The organism is Streptomyces brasiliensis, assembly GCF_014647875.1.
Lineage (GTDB): Bacteria > Actinomycetota > Actinomycetes > Streptomycetales > Streptomycetaceae > Streptomyces > Streptomyces brasiliensis.
This window is the reverse complement of the sequence record NZ_BMQA01000009.1, coordinates 288,321-305,790: the sequence shown is the minus strand read 5'-3', so window position 1 is coordinate 305,790 and position 17,470 is coordinate 288,321. Positions and strand designations below refer to the sequence as shown.

Annotated in this window: 19 protein-coding genes; 11 read left to right on the top strand and 8 right to left on the bottom strand. The window is 71.3% G+C overall.

Translation table 11 applies throughout. The annotated features are described in order from the left end of the window. The first annotated feature begins 4 nt into the window (after positions 1-4). Positions 5-1,441, top strand: a complete 1,437-nt coding sequence (locus IEZ19_RS17480; protein ID WP_189312105.1) for an aldehyde dehydrogenase family protein — start codon at positions 5-7, stop codon at positions 1,439-1,441. Beyond that, positions 1,434-2,342 carry an aldehyde dehydrogenase family protein gene (locus IEZ19_RS17475; protein ID WP_189312104.1) on the top strand — a complete coding sequence of 303 codons (909 nt, stop codon included), beginning with the start codon at positions 1,434-1,436 and terminating at the stop codon, positions 2,340-2,342. Before IEZ19_RS17480 ends, IEZ19_RS17475 begins: the two co-directional genes overlap by 8 nt. 114 nt (positions 2,343-2,456) lie before the next feature. Here the strand turns inward: IEZ19_RS17475 and IEZ19_RS17470 are convergent, their stop codons facing one another. Beyond that, positions 2,457-2,861, bottom strand: a complete 405-nt coding sequence (locus IEZ19_RS17470) for a hypothetical protein (RefSeq protein ID WP_189312103.1) — start codon at positions 2,859-2,861, stop codon at positions 2,457-2,459. Positions 2,862-2,988: 127 nt separating this feature from the next. Here IEZ19_RS17470 and IEZ19_RS17465 point away from each other — a divergent pair, with 127 nt between their 5' ends. Beyond that, the gene (locus tag IEZ19_RS17465; protein ID WP_189312102.1) at positions 2,989-3,630 is read left to right on the top strand and encodes a uridine kinase family protein; all 642 of its coding nucleotides are present in this window, start codon (positions 2,989-2,991) and stop codon (positions 3,628-3,630) included. A 165-nt stretch (positions 3,631-3,795) separates the two neighbouring features. On the opposite strand, the gene IEZ19_RS17460 is transcribed toward IEZ19_RS17465, so the two are convergent. Then, entirely contained in the window at positions 3,796-4,557 is a 762-nt protein-coding gene (locus IEZ19_RS17460; protein WP_189312101.1) for a SigE family RNA polymerase sigma factor, read from the bottom strand. A 220-nt stretch (positions 4,558-4,777) separates the two neighbouring features. Here IEZ19_RS17460 and afsQ1 point away from each other — a divergent pair, with 220 nt between their 5' ends. From afsQ1 to IEZ19_RS17435, 5 genes are all read left to right on the top strand, one after another. Continuing rightward, complete coding sequence (gene afsQ1, locus IEZ19_RS17455) at positions 4,778-5,455, top strand: two-component system response regulator AfsQ1 (RefSeq protein ID WP_121887427.1); 678 nt, start codon at positions 4,778-4,780, stop codon at positions 5,453-5,455. Continuing rightward, positions 5,452-7,041 (top strand): ATP-binding protein, encoded by a 1,590-nt coding sequence (locus IEZ19_RS17450; protein ID WP_189312100.1) that lies wholly within the window; start codon positions 5,452-5,454, stop codon positions 7,039-7,041. The genes afsQ1 and IEZ19_RS17450 overlap by 4 nt, the downstream gene beginning before the upstream one ends. Beyond that, a complete protein-coding gene (locus tag IEZ19_RS17445; protein ID WP_189312099.1) occupies positions 7,038-7,655 on the top strand; it encodes a hypothetical protein in 618 nt (205 codons plus the stop codon). The genes IEZ19_RS17450 and IEZ19_RS17445 overlap by 4 nt, the downstream gene beginning before the upstream one ends. A gap of 190 nt (positions 7,656-7,845) precedes the next feature. Continuing rightward, a complete protein-coding gene (locus IEZ19_RS17440) occupies positions 7,846-8,427 on the top strand; it encodes a VanZ family protein (RefSeq protein WP_189312098.1) in 582 nt (193 codons plus the stop codon). Between the two features lie 64 nt (positions 8,428-8,491). Next, complete coding sequence (locus IEZ19_RS17435; RefSeq protein WP_189312097.1) at positions 8,492-8,695, top strand: PspC domain-containing protein; 204 nt, start codon at positions 8,492-8,494, stop codon at positions 8,693-8,695. An 84-nt stretch (positions 8,696-8,779) separates the two neighbouring features. Here IEZ19_RS17435 and IEZ19_RS17430 read toward each other — a convergent pair whose 3' ends face one another. Both IEZ19_RS17430 and IEZ19_RS17425 read right to left on the bottom strand, forming a co-directional pair. Beyond that, on the bottom strand, positions 8,780-9,130 hold the full coding sequence (locus IEZ19_RS17430) for an ATP-binding protein (protein WP_189312096.1): 351 nt from the start codon (positions 9,128-9,130) through the stop codon (positions 8,780-8,782). Positions 9,131-9,279: 149 nt separating this feature from the next. After that, on the bottom strand, positions 9,280-10,443 hold the full coding sequence (locus IEZ19_RS17425) for an adenosine deaminase (RefSeq protein ID WP_189312095.1): 1,164 nt from the start codon (positions 10,441-10,443) through the stop codon (positions 9,280-9,282). Positions 10,444-10,556: 113 nt separating this feature from the next. Between IEZ19_RS17425 and IEZ19_RS17420 the strand changes: the two genes are divergently transcribed. Next, entirely contained in the window at positions 10,557-11,321 is a 765-nt protein-coding gene (locus IEZ19_RS17420) for an alpha/beta hydrolase (RefSeq protein WP_189312094.1), read from the top strand. 239 nt (positions 11,322-11,560) lie between these two features. Here the strand turns inward: IEZ19_RS17420 and IEZ19_RS17415 are convergent, their stop codons facing one another. After that, a complete protein-coding gene (locus tag IEZ19_RS17415; protein WP_189312093.1) occupies positions 11,561-12,523 on the bottom strand; it encodes a LysR family transcriptional regulator in 963 nt (320 codons plus the stop codon). Between the two features lie 62 nt (positions 12,524-12,585). Between IEZ19_RS17415 and IEZ19_RS17410 the strand changes: the two genes are divergently transcribed. Together IEZ19_RS17410 and IEZ19_RS17405 are read left to right on the top strand one after the other, a co-directional pair. Beyond that, positions 12,586-13,881: an MFS transporter gene (locus IEZ19_RS17410; RefSeq protein ID WP_189312092.1), complete on the top strand. Its 1,296-nt coding sequence runs from the start codon at positions 12,586-12,588 to the stop codon at positions 13,879-13,881. A 225-nt stretch (positions 13,882-14,106) separates the two neighbouring features. Beyond that, positions 14,107-15,120 carry a sigma-70 family RNA polymerase sigma factor gene (locus tag IEZ19_RS17405; protein WP_189312091.1) on the top strand — a complete coding sequence of 338 codons (1,014 nt, stop codon included), beginning with the start codon at positions 14,107-14,109 and terminating at the stop codon, positions 15,118-15,120. Here the strand turns inward: IEZ19_RS17405 and IEZ19_RS17400 are convergent. The 3 genes from IEZ19_RS17400 to IEZ19_RS17390 all read right to left on the bottom strand — a co-directional run bounded on the left by IEZ19_RS17400 (position 15,004) and on the right by IEZ19_RS17390 (position 17,393). Then, a complete protein-coding gene (locus IEZ19_RS17400; RefSeq protein ID WP_189312090.1) occupies positions 15,004-15,390 on the bottom strand; it encodes an STAS domain-containing protein in 387 nt (128 codons plus the stop codon). The genes IEZ19_RS17405 and IEZ19_RS17400 overlap by 117 nt on opposite strands. Before the next feature lie 28 nt (positions 15,391-15,418). After that, on the bottom strand, positions 15,419-16,012 hold the full coding sequence (locus IEZ19_RS17395; RefSeq protein WP_189312089.1) for a Uma2 family endonuclease: 594 nt from the start codon (positions 16,010-16,012) through the stop codon (positions 15,419-15,421). A 97-nt stretch (positions 16,013-16,109) separates the two neighbouring features. Next, entirely contained in the window at positions 16,110-17,393 is a 1,284-nt protein-coding gene (locus IEZ19_RS17390; protein WP_189312088.1) for a thymidine phosphorylase, read from the bottom strand. Positions 17,394-17,470 lie beyond the last annotated feature (77 nt).

The following is a 17,470-nucleotide window of genomic DNA, read 5'->3' as shown; positions in this document are numbered from 1 at the left end:
CATCATGGCTTCCGTATTCGAGTACGCACCGGCGCCCGAGTCCCGCTCGATCGTCGACATCGCTCCGTCCTACGGCCTGTTCATCGACGGCGAGTTCACCGAGGCGGCCGACGGCAAGGTCTTCAAGACGGTCTCCCCCAGCACGGAGGAGGTGCTGTCCGAGGTCGCCCAGGCCGGCGCCGAGGACGTGGACCGCGCCGTGAAGGCGGCCCGCAAGGCCTTCGAGAAGTGGTCGGCGCTGCCCGGCTCCGAGCGCGCCAAGTACCTGTTCCGCATCGCCCGCATCATCCAGGAGCGCAGCCGTGAGCTGGCCGTTCTGGAGACGCTGGACAACGGCAAGCCGATCAAGGAGACCCGCGATGCGGACCTCCCCCTGGTCGCCGCGCACTTCTTCTACTACGCGGGCTGGGCCGACAAGCTCGACCACGCCGGCTTCGGCGCGAGCCCGCGTCCGCTCGGCGTCGCGGGCCAGGTCATCCCCTGGAACTTCCCGCTCCTGATGCTGGCCTGGAAGATCGCCCCGGCGCTGGCGACCGGCAACACGGTCGTCCTCAAGCCCGCCGAGACCACGCCCCTGTCCGCCCTGTTCTTCGCGGACATCTGCCGTCAGGCGGGCCTGCCCAAGGGCGTCGTCAACATCCTTCCCGGGTACGGCGACACGGGCGCCGCGCTCGTCGCGCACCCGGACGTGAACAAGGTCGCGTTCACGGGCTCGACGGCCGTGGGCAAGGAGATCGCGCGGACCGTGGCCGGCACGCGCAAGAAGCTCACGCTCGAACTGGGCGGCAAGGGCGCCAACATCGTCTTCGACGACGCCCCCGTCGACCAGGCCGTCGAGGGCATCGTCACCGGCATCTTCTTCAACCAGGGCCAGGTCTGCTGCGCGGGCTCCCGGCTGCTGGTGCAGGAGTCGATCCAGGACGAGCTGCTCGACTCCCTCAAGCGCCGGGTCGCCACCCTTCGCCTGGGCGACCCGCTCGACAAGAACACCGACATCGGCGCGATCAACTCCGCCGAGCAGCTGGCCCGGATCACCGCGCTCGCCGACCAGGGCGAGGCGGAGGGTGCCGAGCGCTGGTCCCCCGCCTGCGAACTCCCCTCCTCCGGCTACTGGTTCGCGCCGACGCTGTTCACGAACGTCACCCAGGCTCACGCCATCGCCCGCGACGAGATCTTCGGCCCGGTGCTGTCGGTGCTGACCTTCCGCACCCCGGAGGAGGCCGTCGCCAAGGCCAACAACACGCAGTACGGCCTGTCGGCGGGCATCTGGACGGAGAAGGGGTCGCGGATCCTCGCCGTCGCGAACAAGCTGCGCGCCGGTGTCGTCTGGTCCAACACGTTCAACAAGTTCGACCCGACCTCGCCCTTCGGCGGCTACAAGGAGTCGGGCTTCGGCCGCGAGGGCGGCCGCCACGGCCTGGAGGCGTACCTCGATGTCTGACAAGTCCGAGAAGATCGACGAGCGACTTTCCGTCTTCAAGACCTACAAGCTGTACGTGGGCGGCAAGTTCCCGCGTTCCGAGAGCGGCCGGGTGTACGAGGTGACGGACTCGAAGGGCAAGTGGCTGGCGAACGCGCCCCTCTCCTCCCGTAAGGACGCCCGTGACGCGGTGGTGGCCGCACGCAAGGCGTTCGGCGGCTGGTCTGGCGCAACGGCGTACAACCGGGGGCAGATCCTCTACCGCATCGCGGAGATGCTCGAGGGCCGTCGCGAGCAGTTCGTGCGCGAAGTGGCCGACGCGGAAGGCCTGTCCAAGTCCAAGGCCGCCGCCCAGGTCGACGCGGCGATCGACCGCTGGGTCTGGTACGCGGGCTGGACGGACAAGATCGCCCAGGTCGTGGGGGGCGGGAACCCGGTCGCGGGCCCGTTCTTCAACCTCTCCTCGCCCGAGCCGACGGGCGTGGTCGCGGTCCTGGCCCCCCAGGAGTCGTCGTTCCTCGGCCTGGTCTCGGTGATCGCCCCGGTGATCGCGACGGGCAACACGGCCGTGGTCGTGGCGTCCGAGCGGTCCCCGCTCCCCGCCCTCTCCCTGGGCGAGGTGCTGGCCACCTCCGACCTGCCCGGCGGTGTCGTCAACGTCCTGTCCGGCCGTACGGCGGAGATCGCGGCGCCGCTGGCCGCGCACCAGGACGTCAACGCGATCGATCTCGCGGGCGCGGGCGAGGTGCTGGCGAAGGAGCTGGAGATTTCGGCGGCCGACAATCTGAAGCGCACCCTTCGTCCACAGGCTGTGGACAACTGGTCGGCGACTCCGGGCACCGAGCGGATGACCGCGTTCCTGGAGACGAAGACGGTGTGGCACCCGACGGGTTCCCTGGGCGCGTCGGGTTCTTCTTACTGACGGGGGCTCGGCGGGGAACTGCCGTCTTCCGCCGGCTGCGGGTCGTGTGCGGCTGGTCGCGCCCGCGCGGCGGAGCCGCATATCGACCCTGGTCCCGCGCCTCCGCGGGGCGCTTCAGTGGCCCAGCGTTCCGAGGAGCGGCCCGACCACGGGCAGGCCGCCCAGCGACTGGGCCTCGGCGATCGGAGCGGTCAGCGCCCGGGACGTCACCGGCTTGAAGTCGGCGACCTGGGTGCCGATGCCGTTGTCGAGGGGGTCGACGCCCGTGCCCGCGAGCGGGTTCGGCTTGAGGGACCGGAGCGCGTCCGTCGCGTACGGCAGCGAGCCGTTGACGGCCTGCAGGCCCGCCAGTGGATCGACGTCGCCGAGCGAGGCGGAGCGGGGGGGCACGTCGACGAGCGGGCCCGCGTCCGCCGCGGAGGCCGTCGCCGCGCCCGCGCCCAGGGCCGCTCCGGCGGTAGCGAGGGCGAACAGGGCGCGCCGGGCAGTGGAGTTGACAGGGGACGCGTGTCGGGCCATTGGTGGTGCCACCTTCTGGTGCGCAGGGTGATTGTGACGACACGAAGGGTAGTTGAGGTGTGACGCGCGCTCCAAAGCCGACCCGCGGGGTCGGCACGAGGCGCACCATGCGTCAAACTGGTGTTCCGTGAGCCTTCATCCCCCGTCCCCCGCCCGTGTCGTACTGCTGTGCGGCCCCTCGGGCTCGGGCAAGTCACTCGTCGCCGCCCGTTGCGGGCTGCCCGTCCTGCGTCTCGACGACTTCTACAAGGAGGGCGACGACCCGACGCTGCCGCTGGTGGCGGGGAATTCGGACATCGACTGGGACCATCCCGCGTCCTGGGACGCGGACGTCGCGGTCGAGGCCATCACCCGGCTGTGTGCCACGGGGTCGACGCCCGTGCCGGTGTACGACATCGCACTGAGCGCCCGCACCGGCGAGGAGACGCTGCACATCGGGCGTACGCCGCTGTTCGTCGCGGAGGGCATCTTCGCCGCCGAGATCGTGACGCGCTGCCGTGAACTCGGTGTGCTGGCCGACGCGCTGTGTCTGAGCCGCGGCCCGGTCACCACCTTCCGGCGCCGCTTCCTGCGCGACCTGAAGGAGGGCCGCAAGTCGGTGCCGTTCCTGCTGCGTCGCGGCTGGCGGCTGATGCGCGCGGAGCGGTCGATCGTCGCCCGCCAGGTGTCGCTGGGCGCACATCCCTGCGACCTGGACGAGGCGCTGGGCCGGCTCGCTGGGGCTGCGGTGGGTCGGCAGGGGCACCGCAGGACGCAGACGCCGGCGTAGGCGCCGCACACGCACGAGAACGGGACTGGACGGACCCCCCGGCCCTCCAGTCCCGTTCCGCGCTCCGCCCCGTTTCCCCCGTGGCGAAGCTCCCCCGTGCGGTCCCCCGTCGGTCCCCCCGGACCCCGCACTCCCCCGTTGTTCCTCCGGGTCTCCCCCCAGCCCTCAGGCGACGAGTTCGCCGAAGGCGTCCTCCTCGTCACGGCCGAAGCTGAGGACCTCGTCCTCGCGCAGCCGGCGCAGCGAGCGCCAGATGCTGGACTTCACCGTGCCGACACTGATACCGAGGATGTCCGCGATCTCCGGGTCCGTACGGCCCTCGTAGTAGCGCAGGACCAGCATGGTGCGCTGGAGTTCGGGCAGCCGGGCCAGCGCCTGCCACAGGACCGCGCGCAGTTCGGTGCCGCGCATCGCGTCCGTGTCGCCGGGCGTCTCCGGAAGTTCCTCGGTCGGGTACTCGTTGAGCTTGCGGCGCCGCCAGGCGCTGATGTGCAGGTTCGTCATGGTGCGGCGGAGGTACCCGCCGACGGCCGCCTTGTCGCTGATGCGGTCCCACGCCCTGTACGTCGAGAACAGCGCGCTCTGCAGCAGGTCCTCGGCCTCGAAGCGGTCGCCGGTCAGGTGGTAGGCGGTTGCGTACAGGGAGGCGCGGCGCTCCTGGACGTAAGCGGTGAACTCGGCCTCCGTCAGCGAACGGCGCTCCCCCGTGTCCTCCCTGTACGCGCTTCCCCCTGGAAGAGCGTCGACCACCGTCATGTACGTGGCGTGCTGACGCCCGGTGCCGCGAGCGCACCCCCGACCTCCCCCACGCTCGAACACGCTCCCGCGGGCGGAACCCCCATCAGCGCCGGACTTCTCGGAACTCCTGGTGACGTCGTGCAGGCGCGTGATCACTGCGCTGGTGCTCATGCCGTGCAGCGTGTTCATCTCGCGCCCCCCGTCGTGGACTTGCCGGTGTCCGGCTCGCTTCCTTGCCTGTGGTGAAAAGCTTGCCGGGGACACTTCATGACCGTGTCCGCCGTCTGTCACAGACCTGTCACAGGGGCCGGCCGTACGTACGCCACAGGCCGGTCACGGAGAAGAGCGCTACGTGTACGTAGACGTACAGGTGTCGAAACCCGCCCGGCCATGGGCCAGAATGAGCCCCGTGCCTTCCCTGTTGCTGATCGAGGACGACGACGCCATCCGTACGGCCCTGGAGCTCTCACTGACGCGCCAGGGGCACCGGGTTGCCACCGCTGCCACCGGCGAGGACGGTCTGAAGCTGCTGCGCGAGCAGCGGCCCGACCTCATCGTGCTGGACGTGATGCTGCCCGGCATCGACGGGTTCGAGGTGTGCCGGCGCATCCGGCGTACGGACCAGCTGCCGATCATCCTGCTGACCGCGCGCAGCGACGACATCGACGTGGTGGTCGGGCTGGAGTCCGGCGCCGACGACTATGTCGTCAAGCCTGTCCAGGGCCGGGTGCTGGACGCCCGGATCCGGGCCGTACTGCGGCGCGGCGAGCGGGAGGCCAGCGACTCGGCGACGTTCGGCAGCCTCGTCATCGACCGGTCCGCGATGACCGTGACGAAGAACGGCGAGGACCTCCAGCTGACCCCGACCGAGCTGCGGCTGCTGCTCGAACTGAGCCGGCGGCCCGGTCAGGCGCTGTCCCGTCAGCAGTTGCTGCGGCTGGTGTGGGAGCACGACTACCTGGGCGACTCGCGGCTCGTGGACGCCTGTGTCCAGCGGCTGCGCGCCAAGGTGGAGGACGTGCCGTCGTCGCCGACCCTGATCCGTACCGTCCGTGGAGTCGGCTACCGCCTGGACGCTCCTCAGTGACGGACCAGCAAGGCGGGGTCCGCGGCTGGGCCGCGGGTCGCAAGGGAGCTCTGTCGCGGCTGCGGTTCACGAGCCTGCGGCTGCGGCTGGTCGTGGTCTTCGGTCTGGTGGCGCTGACCGCCGCCGTGTCGGCGTCGGGCATCGCGTACTGGCTGAACCGGGAGGCCGTGCTCACCCGCACCCAGGAGGCGGTGCTGCGCGACTTCCGGCAGGAGATGCACAACCGCGCGGGCTCCCTCCCGGCGCACCCCACCCAGGACGAACTCCAGCGCACCGCGGGCCAGATGGCCAGCAGCAGCCAGCGCTTCAGCGTCCTGCTGGTCGCCGAGGACGCCACCGGCCGGACGGTGTACGGCAATTCGGGCGGCCTGAACGGCTTCGAGCTGGAGGACGTGCCGAAGACGCTGCGCGCCGCCGTGATCAGGCAGCAGGACGTCACCGATGGCAACAAGTCGCCGTACCACCTGTACTGGCAGCGGATCGTCGACCACGGCACGCCGTATCTGGTGGCCGGCACGAAGGTGATCGGCGGCGGTCCGACCGGCTACATGATGAAGTCGCTCGAGCCGGAGGCGAAGGACCTCAACTCGCTCGCCTGGTCGCTCGGCATCGCCACGGGGCTGGCGCTGATCGGCTCGGCGCTGCTCGCGCAGGCCGCCGCGACGACCGTACTGAAGCCGGTGCACCGCCTCGGTGTCGCCGCCAGCCGGTTGGGCGAGGGCAAGCTGGACACGCGCCTGCGGGTCTCCGGCACGGATGAACTCGCCGATCTCTCCCGCACGTTCAACAACGCGGCCGAGGCACTGGAGAAGCGGGTCGCCGAGATGGCCGCGCGCGACGAGGCGTCCCGGCGCTTCGTCGCGGACATGAGCCACGAACTGCGCACGCCGCTCACCGCCATCACCGCCGTGACGGAGGTGCTGGAGGAGGAACTGGACTCGGAGGCCGGCGGCATCGACCCGATGATCGAGCCGGCGGTACGGCTGGTGGTCAGCGAGACCCGGCGGCTGAACAATCTGGTCGAGAACCTGATGGAGGTCACCCGCTTCGACGCGGGCACCGCCCGGCTGGTCCTGGACGACGTCGACATCGCCGACCAGATCACCGCGTGCATCGACGCGCGGGCCTGGCTGGACGCGGTGGATCTGGACGCCGAGCGCGGTATCCACGCCCGGCTCGACCCGCGCCGCCTCGACGTCATCCTCGCCAACCTGATCGGCAACGCGCTCAAGCACGGCGGTTCGCCGGTGCGGGTGTCGGTGCGCGAGACGGAAGACGAGCTGGTGATCCAGGTACAGGACCATGGCCCCGGCATCCCCGAGGACGTCCTGCCGCACGTCTTCGACCGCTTCTACAAGGCCAGCGCCTCCCGCCCGCGCTCCGACGGCAGCGGCCTCGGCCTGTCCATCGCGATGGAGAACGCCCACATCCACGGCGGCGAGATCACCGCGGCCAACTCCCCCGAGGGCGGCGCGGTGTTCACCCTCCGCCTGCCGCGGGACACCTCGCCCCTCACCGAAGACCCCGAGGACCGCGCGGAGAAGGACAAGGGAAGCGGCGACGGGGCGCAGGGGGAGACACCATGACCAGGCCCGTACGACGCACCCGCAGGCTGCTGGCCCTGCCCCTGCTGGGTCTGCTGCTCGCCGGGTGCGGGATCCGCGCCACCGAGGTGCCCACCGACTTCGGCGGCGCGCCCTCCCGGATGCCCTGTTCGCTGGCCGAGCCGGATCTGTCGGCGCAGTCCTCGAAGGGCGTGCCGGTGCAGGTGTTCCTGCTGTGCCGTTCCTCGCTGGTGACCGTGGACCGCTCGGTGCGTGTGCCGGACGGCACGGTGGACGCGAAGCGCCGGGTGATCTTGGCCCAGGGGCTGCTGGACCAGCTCGCGCAGACGCCGTCGCAGAGCGAGCGGAGCGCGGGCTACACGACGTACGTGCACGGCGGCATGAGGGTGACCGGGCCGCGCCGCACGGACCCCGAGGACACCCTGCGGCTGAGCACCGCGCCGGACCAGCTGACGTCGTACGCGCTCGCCCAGATCGTCTGCACATTCTCCGACTCGGCCGCGGCCGAGGGCGACGGCTCGGTGGTCCTGGGCGGCCCCGGCGCCGACCGCCCGCGCCGCTACGAGTGCACCGACGACGTCCGCTCCCGCCCTGGGGCCACCCCTCCACCGTCGACCGAGGTGCCGGCGGGCTGAGCAGCGCCCCGAAGGGGCACGGGGCAGTGTCCGATACGCGGCTCCGCCGCGTGGGCGCGACCAGCCACGACGGCGCCTCAGCCGAGCGACACACCATCACGGCACTTCCAGCACAGCGTGACGCATGCCTCACCCACGCATCAGCGGCCGATCCGGAACCGATCGCGCACGGGGGCGCGTCTAGGGGGTCGTGCAGCGTCAAGGCTCCATCGGCGGCAGCGCCGCGATCCGCATCCGTGTGACAGGGGGTGTCCTCCTGGTCGCCCACCTCGCGCTCGTCGCCTGGCTGATGCTGCGGCCGCTGGACGTTCCCTGGGTGACGCCCGCCAATCTGCGCCCCCTCGCCGGCCTCCGCGCCGACCTTGCGCTGGGCTGGCCGCACGCGGCCCGGCGGATCTGCGAGGGTCTGGCGCTGCTGGCCCCGCTGGGCGTGCTGCTGCCGATGACGCACGGCCGGCTCACCGGCTCGCCGCTCGCGTCCCTGCTGCGTACGGCGGCCGCGGGCGCGCTGATCTCGCTGGGCATAGCCCTGCTGCAGACCGGGGTGCCGGGCCGGGTGGTGGACGTGGACTCGCTGCTCCTCAACACGGCGGGCGTGGCCCTCGCGCACGTCGCCATAGTCCCCGCGGCCCGCGCCCGGCTCCGCCACAGGGGCGAGCGCCGAGGCCCTACGGCCCCTCTCCAGGAGGACCCGCCTCAGGGCCGGACCCCGACGATTCCCAGGGTCGGGATCGCACCGTGGAGCGACGCTTCGTCACGGACGGTTCCGTAGCGTGGAGGACAGTTGGAGGCAGCCGCACGGGACGCCTCCGAGGGACGCTCACGAAGGAGCCGACATGTCCTCCGCTCTGGTCCGCCCCACCGAAGGCCGCATGATCGGCGGCGTGTGCGCAGCGCTGGCTCGGCGCTTCGGTACGTCCGCCACGACGATGCGGGTGATCTTCCTGGTCTCCTGCCTGCTGCCGGGACCGCAGTTCCTGCTCTACATCGCCCTGTGGATCCTGTTCCCGTCCGAGGGCAAGTCCCGTACGGCCTGGTAGCGGCCCGGCAGGACACAGACGCGCCGTTGGGGCGCGCCCCGGGACGAGGGGGGCGCGCCCCAACGGCGCGTCGTGGGCTCCGGCTCAGCCGAGCGGGAGGCCGTTCACCGGCAGGCCGTGCGTGGGCAGACCCTGCAGCGGCAGTCCGCCGAGCAGGCCGGCGACCGGCGCGGCCGGACCGTCGGCGAGCACCTTCTGCACCGTGGGCTGGGCCGCGGCGAGACCGGAGCCGACCGCGCCGGTCCCCTGGGTGAGCGCCTCACCGGCGCCGGGGAGCGCCTGGGCCACGTTCTGCGCCGGGAGGGTCTGGGCGACGCCCAGCGCCCGGGTGGCGTCCGGGAGAGCCGGAGCCGCGTCGGCGGCGCCCGCGCCGGCGGCGGCGAAGGCGGCACCGAGCGCGGCGACACCGAGGGTCTTGGCAGCAGACTGCTTCATGGTGAATGCGTCCTTGCATGCGATGACGGGGATCAAAAACGAACTGAGCGGTCCACGACCGTAAACACGCCAGACCGGCCGCCGCAAACATCGAAATGCGGACGGATGGTGAAGCCCGTCCGCATTCCGTACACCCGTCTCGCCTCCGTTCAGCCCTCCTGAGGAACAGAACCGCTGGTAGACACGGCCTGCCGGAACAGCCATTCGGATTTCAGTTCGGCGTATCCAGGCTTGACGACGTCATTGATCATGGCCAGCCGTTCATCGAAAGGAATGAATGCTGATTTCATCGCATTGACGGAGAACCACTGCAGGTCGTCGAGCGTGTAACCGAATGCTTCGACGAGATGCTCGAATTCCCGGCTCATGCTCGTGTGGGACATCAGCCGGTTGTCCGTGTTCACGGTGGCCCGGAAATGCAGCCGGCGCAGCAGCCCGATCGGATGCTCGGCGTACGACGCCGCCGCCCCGGTCTGCAGGTTGGAACTGGGGCACAGCTCCAGCGGGATGCGCTTGTCGCGGACGTACGAGGCGAGCCGGCCGAGCTTGACCGAGCCGTCCTCCTGCACCTGGATGTCGTCGATGATCCGCACCCCGTGCCCGAGCCGGTCGGCGCCGCACCACTGCAGGGCCTGCCAGATGGACGGCAGCCCGAAGGCCTCGCCGGCGTGGATGGTGAAGTGGTTGTTCTCGCGCTTGAGGTACTCGAACGCGTCCAGGTGCCGGGTGGGCGGGTACCCGGCCTCGGCACCGGCGATGTCGAAACCGACCACGCCCAGGTCCCGGTAGCGGTTGGCGAGTTCGGCGATCTCCAGCGCGCGGGCGGCGTGCCGCATGGCGGTGAGCAGGGCGCCGACACGGATGCGGTGGCCGTTCTCGCGGGCCAGCCGCTCCCCCTGCCGGAAGCCCTCGTTGACGGCCTCGACGACCTCCTCGAGGCTGAGCCCGGCCTCGAGGTGCTGTTCGGGTGCGTACCGCACCTCGGCGTAGACGACGCCGTCCTCGGCGAGGTCCTCGGCGCACTCGCGGGCGACCCGGATCAGCGCGTCACGGGTCTGCATCACGCCGACGGTGTGCGAGAAGGTCTCCAGATACCGCTCCAGGGACCCGGAGTCGGCGGCTTCGCGGAACCAGATCCCGAGCTTGTCGGGGTCGGTCTCGGGGAGCTGGGAGTAGCCGCTCTCCCGGGCGAGTTCGACGACGGTCCCGGGGCGGAGCCCGCCGTCGAGGTGATCATGGAGCAGAACCTTGGGCGCCCTGCGGATCTGGTCCGGCGTCGGGACGTTCCCGGTCGGTGCAGTCTGGCTCGTCATTTCCGCACTCTAACTCCTACGCGCGTAGATCGCCGGGTGCACGTATACGTCGATACGTAATGGTGACCGCACGGACGGGTCGCGTACACACGCACTTCTGACACTGTTCTGTCATGGCAACCCAAGCGACGCCGGTACGAACGGCCCGGCTGGGCCGGGCGGTCGGGCACGAGCCGACGGCGGTGAGCGGCGTGGTGCTGCTCCTGCCCGGGGGCCAGGAGGTCTCCGCCCGCAGGCCGTCCCCCGTATGGGCGACGGCCTCCGTGCGCGCGCTCGGCCGCGCCCTGGCCCGCGCCGGACGCGACGAGGGGCTGGCCACGCACGCCGTCCAGTACCGCTATCGCGGCTGGAACGGCAGCGAGGCGCATCCGGCCGGGGACGCGGTCTGGGCGATCGACGAGGTCCTGCGGCGCTACGGCGACGTCCCGGTGTGCCTGGTCGGGGTCGACATGGGCGGCCGCGCGGCCCTGCGGGCGGGCGGCCACGACGCGGTCGACTCCGTGGTGGCGATCGCCCCCTGGCTGCCGGAGGACGACGTGGCGGCGACACCGGAGCCGGTACGGCAGCTCGTCGGGCGCCGGGTGCTGATCGTGCACGGCACGAACGACGAGCGCACCGACCCCGAACTGTCCTTCCGGCTGGCGGCGCGGGCGAAGAAGGCGAACCGTGACGTGTGCCGGTTCGAGGTCCACGCGGACGGCCACGGACTGCACCAGTACCGCGACGAGGTCCTCGCGCTCACCACGGACTTCGTACGGGGAGCCCTGTTCGGGCACGCCCTGTCCCGCCCGCTGGAGGACGCCCTGGCAGCGCCGCCGCCGCTCGGACTGCGCATGCCCTTGGCGGCGGGATTCGGGCGGTCGCTGCGCGGGTCGTAGTGCTGTGGCCGGGAAGGCTTGCCGGGAAGCTCGCGGCGTCCGGTGCGGTGCATCGCAAGGCGGAGCGTCACCCGCGTACTGGATGTACTCGGGTGAGGCGACAACGCCGCGAGGTGCCGTGCCGGGCGTCGCGAGCCGGTGAACCCTTCCGGTCACAGCACTAGCGCGGGCGGGGTGCCGGGGAGCCTGCTGCGCGGCGGGCCGGCGAGGCGTCGCCCCGGGAGAGCAGCCGGCCGGGGCTACGCGAGCAGGTTGCCGCGCCGCGAGAGCAGGAACTTCTTGAACTCCGCCACCGGTGGTGTGTCCGGGTGGCCGTCCAGCCAGGCCACCCCGATCTCGCGCACGGCCCTCGGCGCCGTGACCGTCAGTTCCACAACTCCCGGGCGGGGTACGGCCGGTGGCGGCAGGAGGGCCACGCCCAGGCCTGCCGCGACCAGGCCGCGCAAGGTCTCCGCCTCCTCCCCCTCGAAGGCCACCCGCGGCCGGAAACCGGCCTCCTTGCAGAGGTCGTCGGTGATGCGGCGCAGGCCGTAGCCCGCTTCGAGGGTGACGAACATGTCCTCGGCGGCCTCGGCGAGACGGACGCGGCGGCGCGCGGCCAGGCGGTGGTCGGCCGGGACGACCAGACGGAGTTTCTGCTCGTCCAGGCGCCGGGCCACGAGGTCCGGCGCGTCCGGGACCGGCGAGGTCAGGCAGAGGTCCAGCTCCCCCGCGCGCAGCCCTTCGAGCATCGCCTCGCCGTAGTTCTGGACGAGGCTGAAACGGACGCGCGGATGGTCGGCACGGAAGGCGTGGAGGAGCCCCGGGACCGTCCCTGCGCCCATGGTGTGCAGAAAGCCGAAGGCCACCTTGCCGGTGGCCGGGTCGGCGTCGGCCCGCACCTCCTCGGCGGCTCGCTCGATCTCGCCCAGCGCACGCTCGACGGAGGTGAGGAACGTACGGCCCGCGGGTGTGAGGGAGAGGGTGCGGCCGCGGCGCGCGAAGAGGTCCACGCCCAGGTCCTGTTCGAGGCGGACCATGGCCCGGGACAGCGTCGACTGCGGCACCCGGAGCTCCTGGGCGGCCCGGGTGACGTGCTCGGTGCGGGCGACCCCGGCGAAGTGCGCCAGGCGGGGCGCGAGCAACGCGACGATGTCGTCCCGCATGTCTTTTGTGTCACTGGACGGTGACAGTCGAACCCCTGACCTCTGCTCATGCACCATGGGAACGATTATGGCGATTCCATGCATTGGACGCATGAGTGTGGACTGTTTAGGTTCGAAGCATGCCTGCCAGTACCGGGGCGTCCACCGCCGTGGACGCCGTACCGTCCCCCTCTCCCTCGCCCACCTCCTCCGCCTCCGACACCCGGCTGACCCCGGGCGGCCCCGGCTACCGCCGGATGAGCCTCGCCCTCTTCCTCGCCGGAGTCGCCACCTTCGCGCTGCTCTACTCCACGCAGGCGCTGCTGCCGCTGATCTCCGGCGAGTTCGGGGTCGCGGCGAGCGAGGCGAGCTGGACGGTGGCGGCCGCGACGGGTGGTCTGGCGCTGTTCGTACTGCCGATGAGTGCGCTGTCCGAACGCTTCGGCCGCCGTACGGTGATGACGGCCTCGCTGGCGGTCGCGGTGACCGTCGGCATGCTGGTCCCCTTCGCGCCCTCGATCGGCACGCTGGTGGCGCTGCGCGCGGTGCAGGGCGGGGCCCTCGCCGGGCTGCCGGCGTCGGCGACGGCGTATCTGGCCGAGGAGGTCAGGCCGCGGGCACTGGTCACGGCGATCGGTCTGTTCATCGCGGGCAACAGCGTCGGCGGGATGAGCGGCCGGTTGATCACCGGCTGGGTGGCGCAGGAGTGGGGCTGGCGCGTCGCGGTCGGCGTGATCGGCACGATCGCGGTGGGCTGCGCGGTGGCGTTCCGGCTGCTGCTGCCGGCCCCGCGGCACTTCACGGCCGGTTCGCTGCGCCCGCGCGTGCTGGCCGGCACGGTCCGCGACCATCTCGCGAACCCGCTGCTGCAACGGCTGTACGCGATCGGCGCGCTGTTCATGACGGTGTTCGGCGGTGTGTACACGGTGATCGGCTACCGGCTGACCGAGGCGCCGTTCGGTCTGCCGCAGGGCATCATCGGCTCGATCTTCCTGGTGTACCTGGTCGGTACGGTGTCCGCGTCGACGGCGGGCCGGCTGGTCGGGCGCCTGGGCCGGCGGGGCGCGCTGTACCTGGCGGGCGGTACGACGGCGTCGGGTCTGCTGCTCTCGCTGGCCGCCTCCCTGCCGCTGGTCCTGCTCGGCCTGGTGCTGATCACGGCGGGCTTCTTCGCGGGGCACGCGGTGGCGTCCTCGGCGGTCGGCAAGACGGCGACGGTGGGGCGGGCGCAGGCGTCGGCGCTGTACCAGTCGGCGTACTACATCGGCTCCAGCGCGGGCAGCACGGTTGGCGCGCTCGCCTTCCACGCGGGCGGCTGGACCGGCACGGTCGGCGTGGGCCTGCTGGCGGTGCTCGGCGTCGTGACGATCACGCTGCTCGGCACGCGCGCTGCGCGGCTCGCGGCGGCGGATGCGGATGCGTCGCCTGCGTACTGAGGACGCTCATCGAGCTTTGCGGCTCCCCGGACTCCCTCGACACCCCCTGTCCGACACCGGGCGGGGGGTGTCGCGCGCCGTACGGCATTCGATCACGCCTGTAAGCAACGGGTCTGAGCTGGGCTTTTATCGGCTCCCAGGGCCATTGTCAGTGGGCTGCGGTAGCTTCCGAGGTGCTGGGGCGCGACGGCGCGCGACAGGAACGGCCACAGGGGTGGGTGGACGATGAGCGACAGCACGGCGACGACGGATCTCGACAGCGCGCTGGAGAAACACCGCGTCGAGCTGACCGGATACTGCTACCGCATGCTCGGCTCCTCCTTCGAGGCCGAGGACGCGGTGCAGGACACGCTGGTCCGCGCCTGGCGGAGCTACGACAAGTTCGAGGGCCGTTCCAGCCTCCGCTCCTGGCTGTACCGGATCGCGACGAACGTCTGCCTGGACATGCTGACGGCGGGCAACAAACGGGCCCGCCCGATGGACCTCACGGAGTCCACCCCGCTGGCCCAGGCGGCCCTTTCCCCCCGCCCGGACAACACCTGGCTGGAGCCGATGCCGGACGCGCGGATGCTCCCCACGGTCGATGATCCGGCGGAGGCCGCCGTCGCCAAGGAGTCGGTCCGGCTCGCCTTCATGGCCGCCCTGCAGCAACTCCCGCCCAAGCAGCGGGCGGTGCTGATCCTGCGGGAGGTGCTGGCCTGGCGGGCGAGCGAGGTCGCCGAGCTGCTCGGCACCACGGTGGCGTCGGTCAACAGCGCCCTGCAGCGGGCGCGTGCGACGCTCGCCGAGCGGGACGAGTCAGGCTCGGACGCGGCGGTGTCGGACCCCCTGGACGAGGAGCAGCAAAGGCTCCTGGAGCGCTATGTGAAGGCGTTCGAGGGGTACGACATGACGGCGCTGACCGCGCTGCTGCACGAGGACGCCGTCATGACGATGCCGCCGTTCGACCTGTGGCTCACCGGCCACGCCGACATCGCGGGCTTCATGACGACGCTGGGCGCGTCCTGCGCGGGCTCGCGTCTGCTGCCGGTGGAGGTCAACGGTCTGCCGGGCTTCGCGCAGTACAAGCCGGACCCGGAGACGGGCGGCTTCACGCCGTGGGCGGTCCAGGTCCTGGAGATCTCAGCCGGACGGCTGACCGGGTTCCACTTCTTCCTCGACACGAAGCGCTGGTTCCCGCTGTTCGGCCTGCCCCTCCATCTCGAACCGGAGGCCGACGAGATCGAGGAGGGCGTGTAGCGCGGGGTCCGGGTCCCGGAGCCGTATCCGGCCCCCGGCCCGGCGGGCGGCCAGCTCCAGCCGGGCGAGCAGATCGATGTGCCCGATACCCGGCGGTCCGAGCCCGCCCACGTCGCAGACGACGACTCCGCCGCCGGTGGCGCCGAGGAGCGCCCGCACGTCGTCGACCAGGCCCGGCACCTCGTCCCGGGTGACGGGGCCGGCCAGCATGAGCACAGCAGGTGTCGTGTCGTCCACGTGCTGTAGACCGGTAGGCCGGCCATAACTCATCGGGAGGGCCCGGCGGGGTGACGCCGTCTCAGCTGAGCGGGAAGATGCCGGTGTCGAGAACCAACTTGAACGGGGCGGGCAGCGTGAGCTCCTCGCCGTACTCCACTGAGGCAAGCACTCGGTACGTGCCGTTCTGCGGCTCTCCGTACAGCGTTGCTGTCGGGCGTCCGGACTGCCAGGCGTCCAGTAGGAGGTAAAGCGGCACCCCCGCTACGGCATAGCCGTGGGCCTTCTTGATCCGGTCGTGGTTCGCATTGCTCGGAGACGTGACCTCGACCACCAGTTCGGCCTCGGTGGCGGGCACTCGTGTCCCGCGACGCAAGGCTTCCCTGGGCACCACACACAGGTCCGGAATGAACAGGCCGCCCGTCTCCGGGCACGTCAGCCCGAGTGTCTGATAAATGCCCCAGTCGCAGTCAGGGGAAATTGCACCGTACAGGCGTTCGTGAAGCAGCTCAGCGGTGTCGTTGTGTTCTTCGGACGGTGGTGGCGACACGGTGACGACCCCTTCGATGATCTCCACCTTGCTGCCCTCGGGAGCGTCCGTCTCCTCCCAGACACGGACGATCTCGTCCCAGCCCGTTCCCCTCGGGGACTCGGGCTCGACGCTGAGTGCGCTCATGGCGGTGTCTCCAATCGGTGCGTCACCGATCCCAGCATGCCGAACGGGACCGGTGCTGGTCCACCGATCCCGTTCACCCGAACGATGAAATGCCTGGTCAGGCGATACGTTCCAGCACGACGGGAGTCGGTGTGAACGGGATGTCCGTCGCCGCGATGTCGTAGGACCCCTGCACCGCCTCCAGCGCGTAGTCGAAGCGTTCCGGCGTGTCCGTGTGGAGGGTCAGTAGGGGCCGGCCCTCCGTCACCGTGTCGCCCGGCTTGGCGTGGAGTTCGACACCCGCCGCCGCCTGGACCGGATCCTCCTTGCGGGCGCGGCCGGCGCCGAGGCGCCAGGCGGCGACGCCGATGTCGTACGCGTCGAGGCGGGTGAGGACACCGGAGGACGGGGCCCTGACCACGTGCTGTTCCTTCGACGTGGGCAGCGGGGCGTCCGGGTCGCCGCCCTGGGCCGCGATCATCCGGCGCCAGACGTCCATCGCCGAGCCGTCGGCCAGCGCCTTCGCCGGGTCCGCGTCCTTGATGCCGGCCGCGGCCAGCATCTCGCGGGCCAGGGCGAGGGTCAGTTCCACGACGTCGGCGGGACCGCCGCCCGCCAGGACCTCCAGGGACTCGCGGACCTCGAGCGCGTTGCCCGCCATGAGGCCCAGCGGGGTCGACATGTCGGTCAGCAGCGCGACCGTCTTCACTCCGTGGTCCGTGCCCAGGCCGACCATCGTCGACGCCAGCTCACGCGCGTCCTCGATCGTCTTCATGAAGGCGCCGGTGCCGACCTTCACGTCCAGGACCAGCGAGCCGGTGCCCTCCGCGATCTTCTTCGACATGATCGACGAGGCGATCAGCGGGATCGCCTCGACCGTCCCGGTCACGTCCCGCAGCGCGTACAGCTTCTTGTCCGCCGGGGCCAGGCCGTCGCCCGCCGCGCAGATCACCGCGCCGACGCCGTCCAGGACGGACAGCATCTCCTCGTTGGACAGGAGCGCGCGCCAGCCGGGGATCGACTCCAGCTTGTCCAGCGTGCCGCCGGTGTGGCCGAGCCCCCGGCCGGACAGCTGGGGCACGGCGGCGCCGCAGGCGGCGACCAACGGGGCCAGCGGAAGCGTGATCTTGTCGCCGACGCCGCCCGTGGAGTGCTTGTCGGCCGTGGGGCGGGACAGCGACGAGAAGTCCATGCGCTCGCCGGACGCGATCATCGCGGCGGTCCAGCGGGCGATCTCGTGGCGGTTCATGCCGTTGAGCAGGATCGCCATCGCGAGCGCGGACATCTGCTCGTCGGCGACCACGCCGCGCGTGTACGCGTCGATGACCCAGTCGATCTGCTCGTCGCTCAGCTCACCGCGGTCCCGCTTGGTGCGGATGACGGAGATGGCGTCCATGGCCATGGGGGTGCGTTCCTTCCGGGGAGGTGCGAAACCCTGCGGCCCCTCCGATGACCGTCGGTGCAATCAACTCGGAGGGG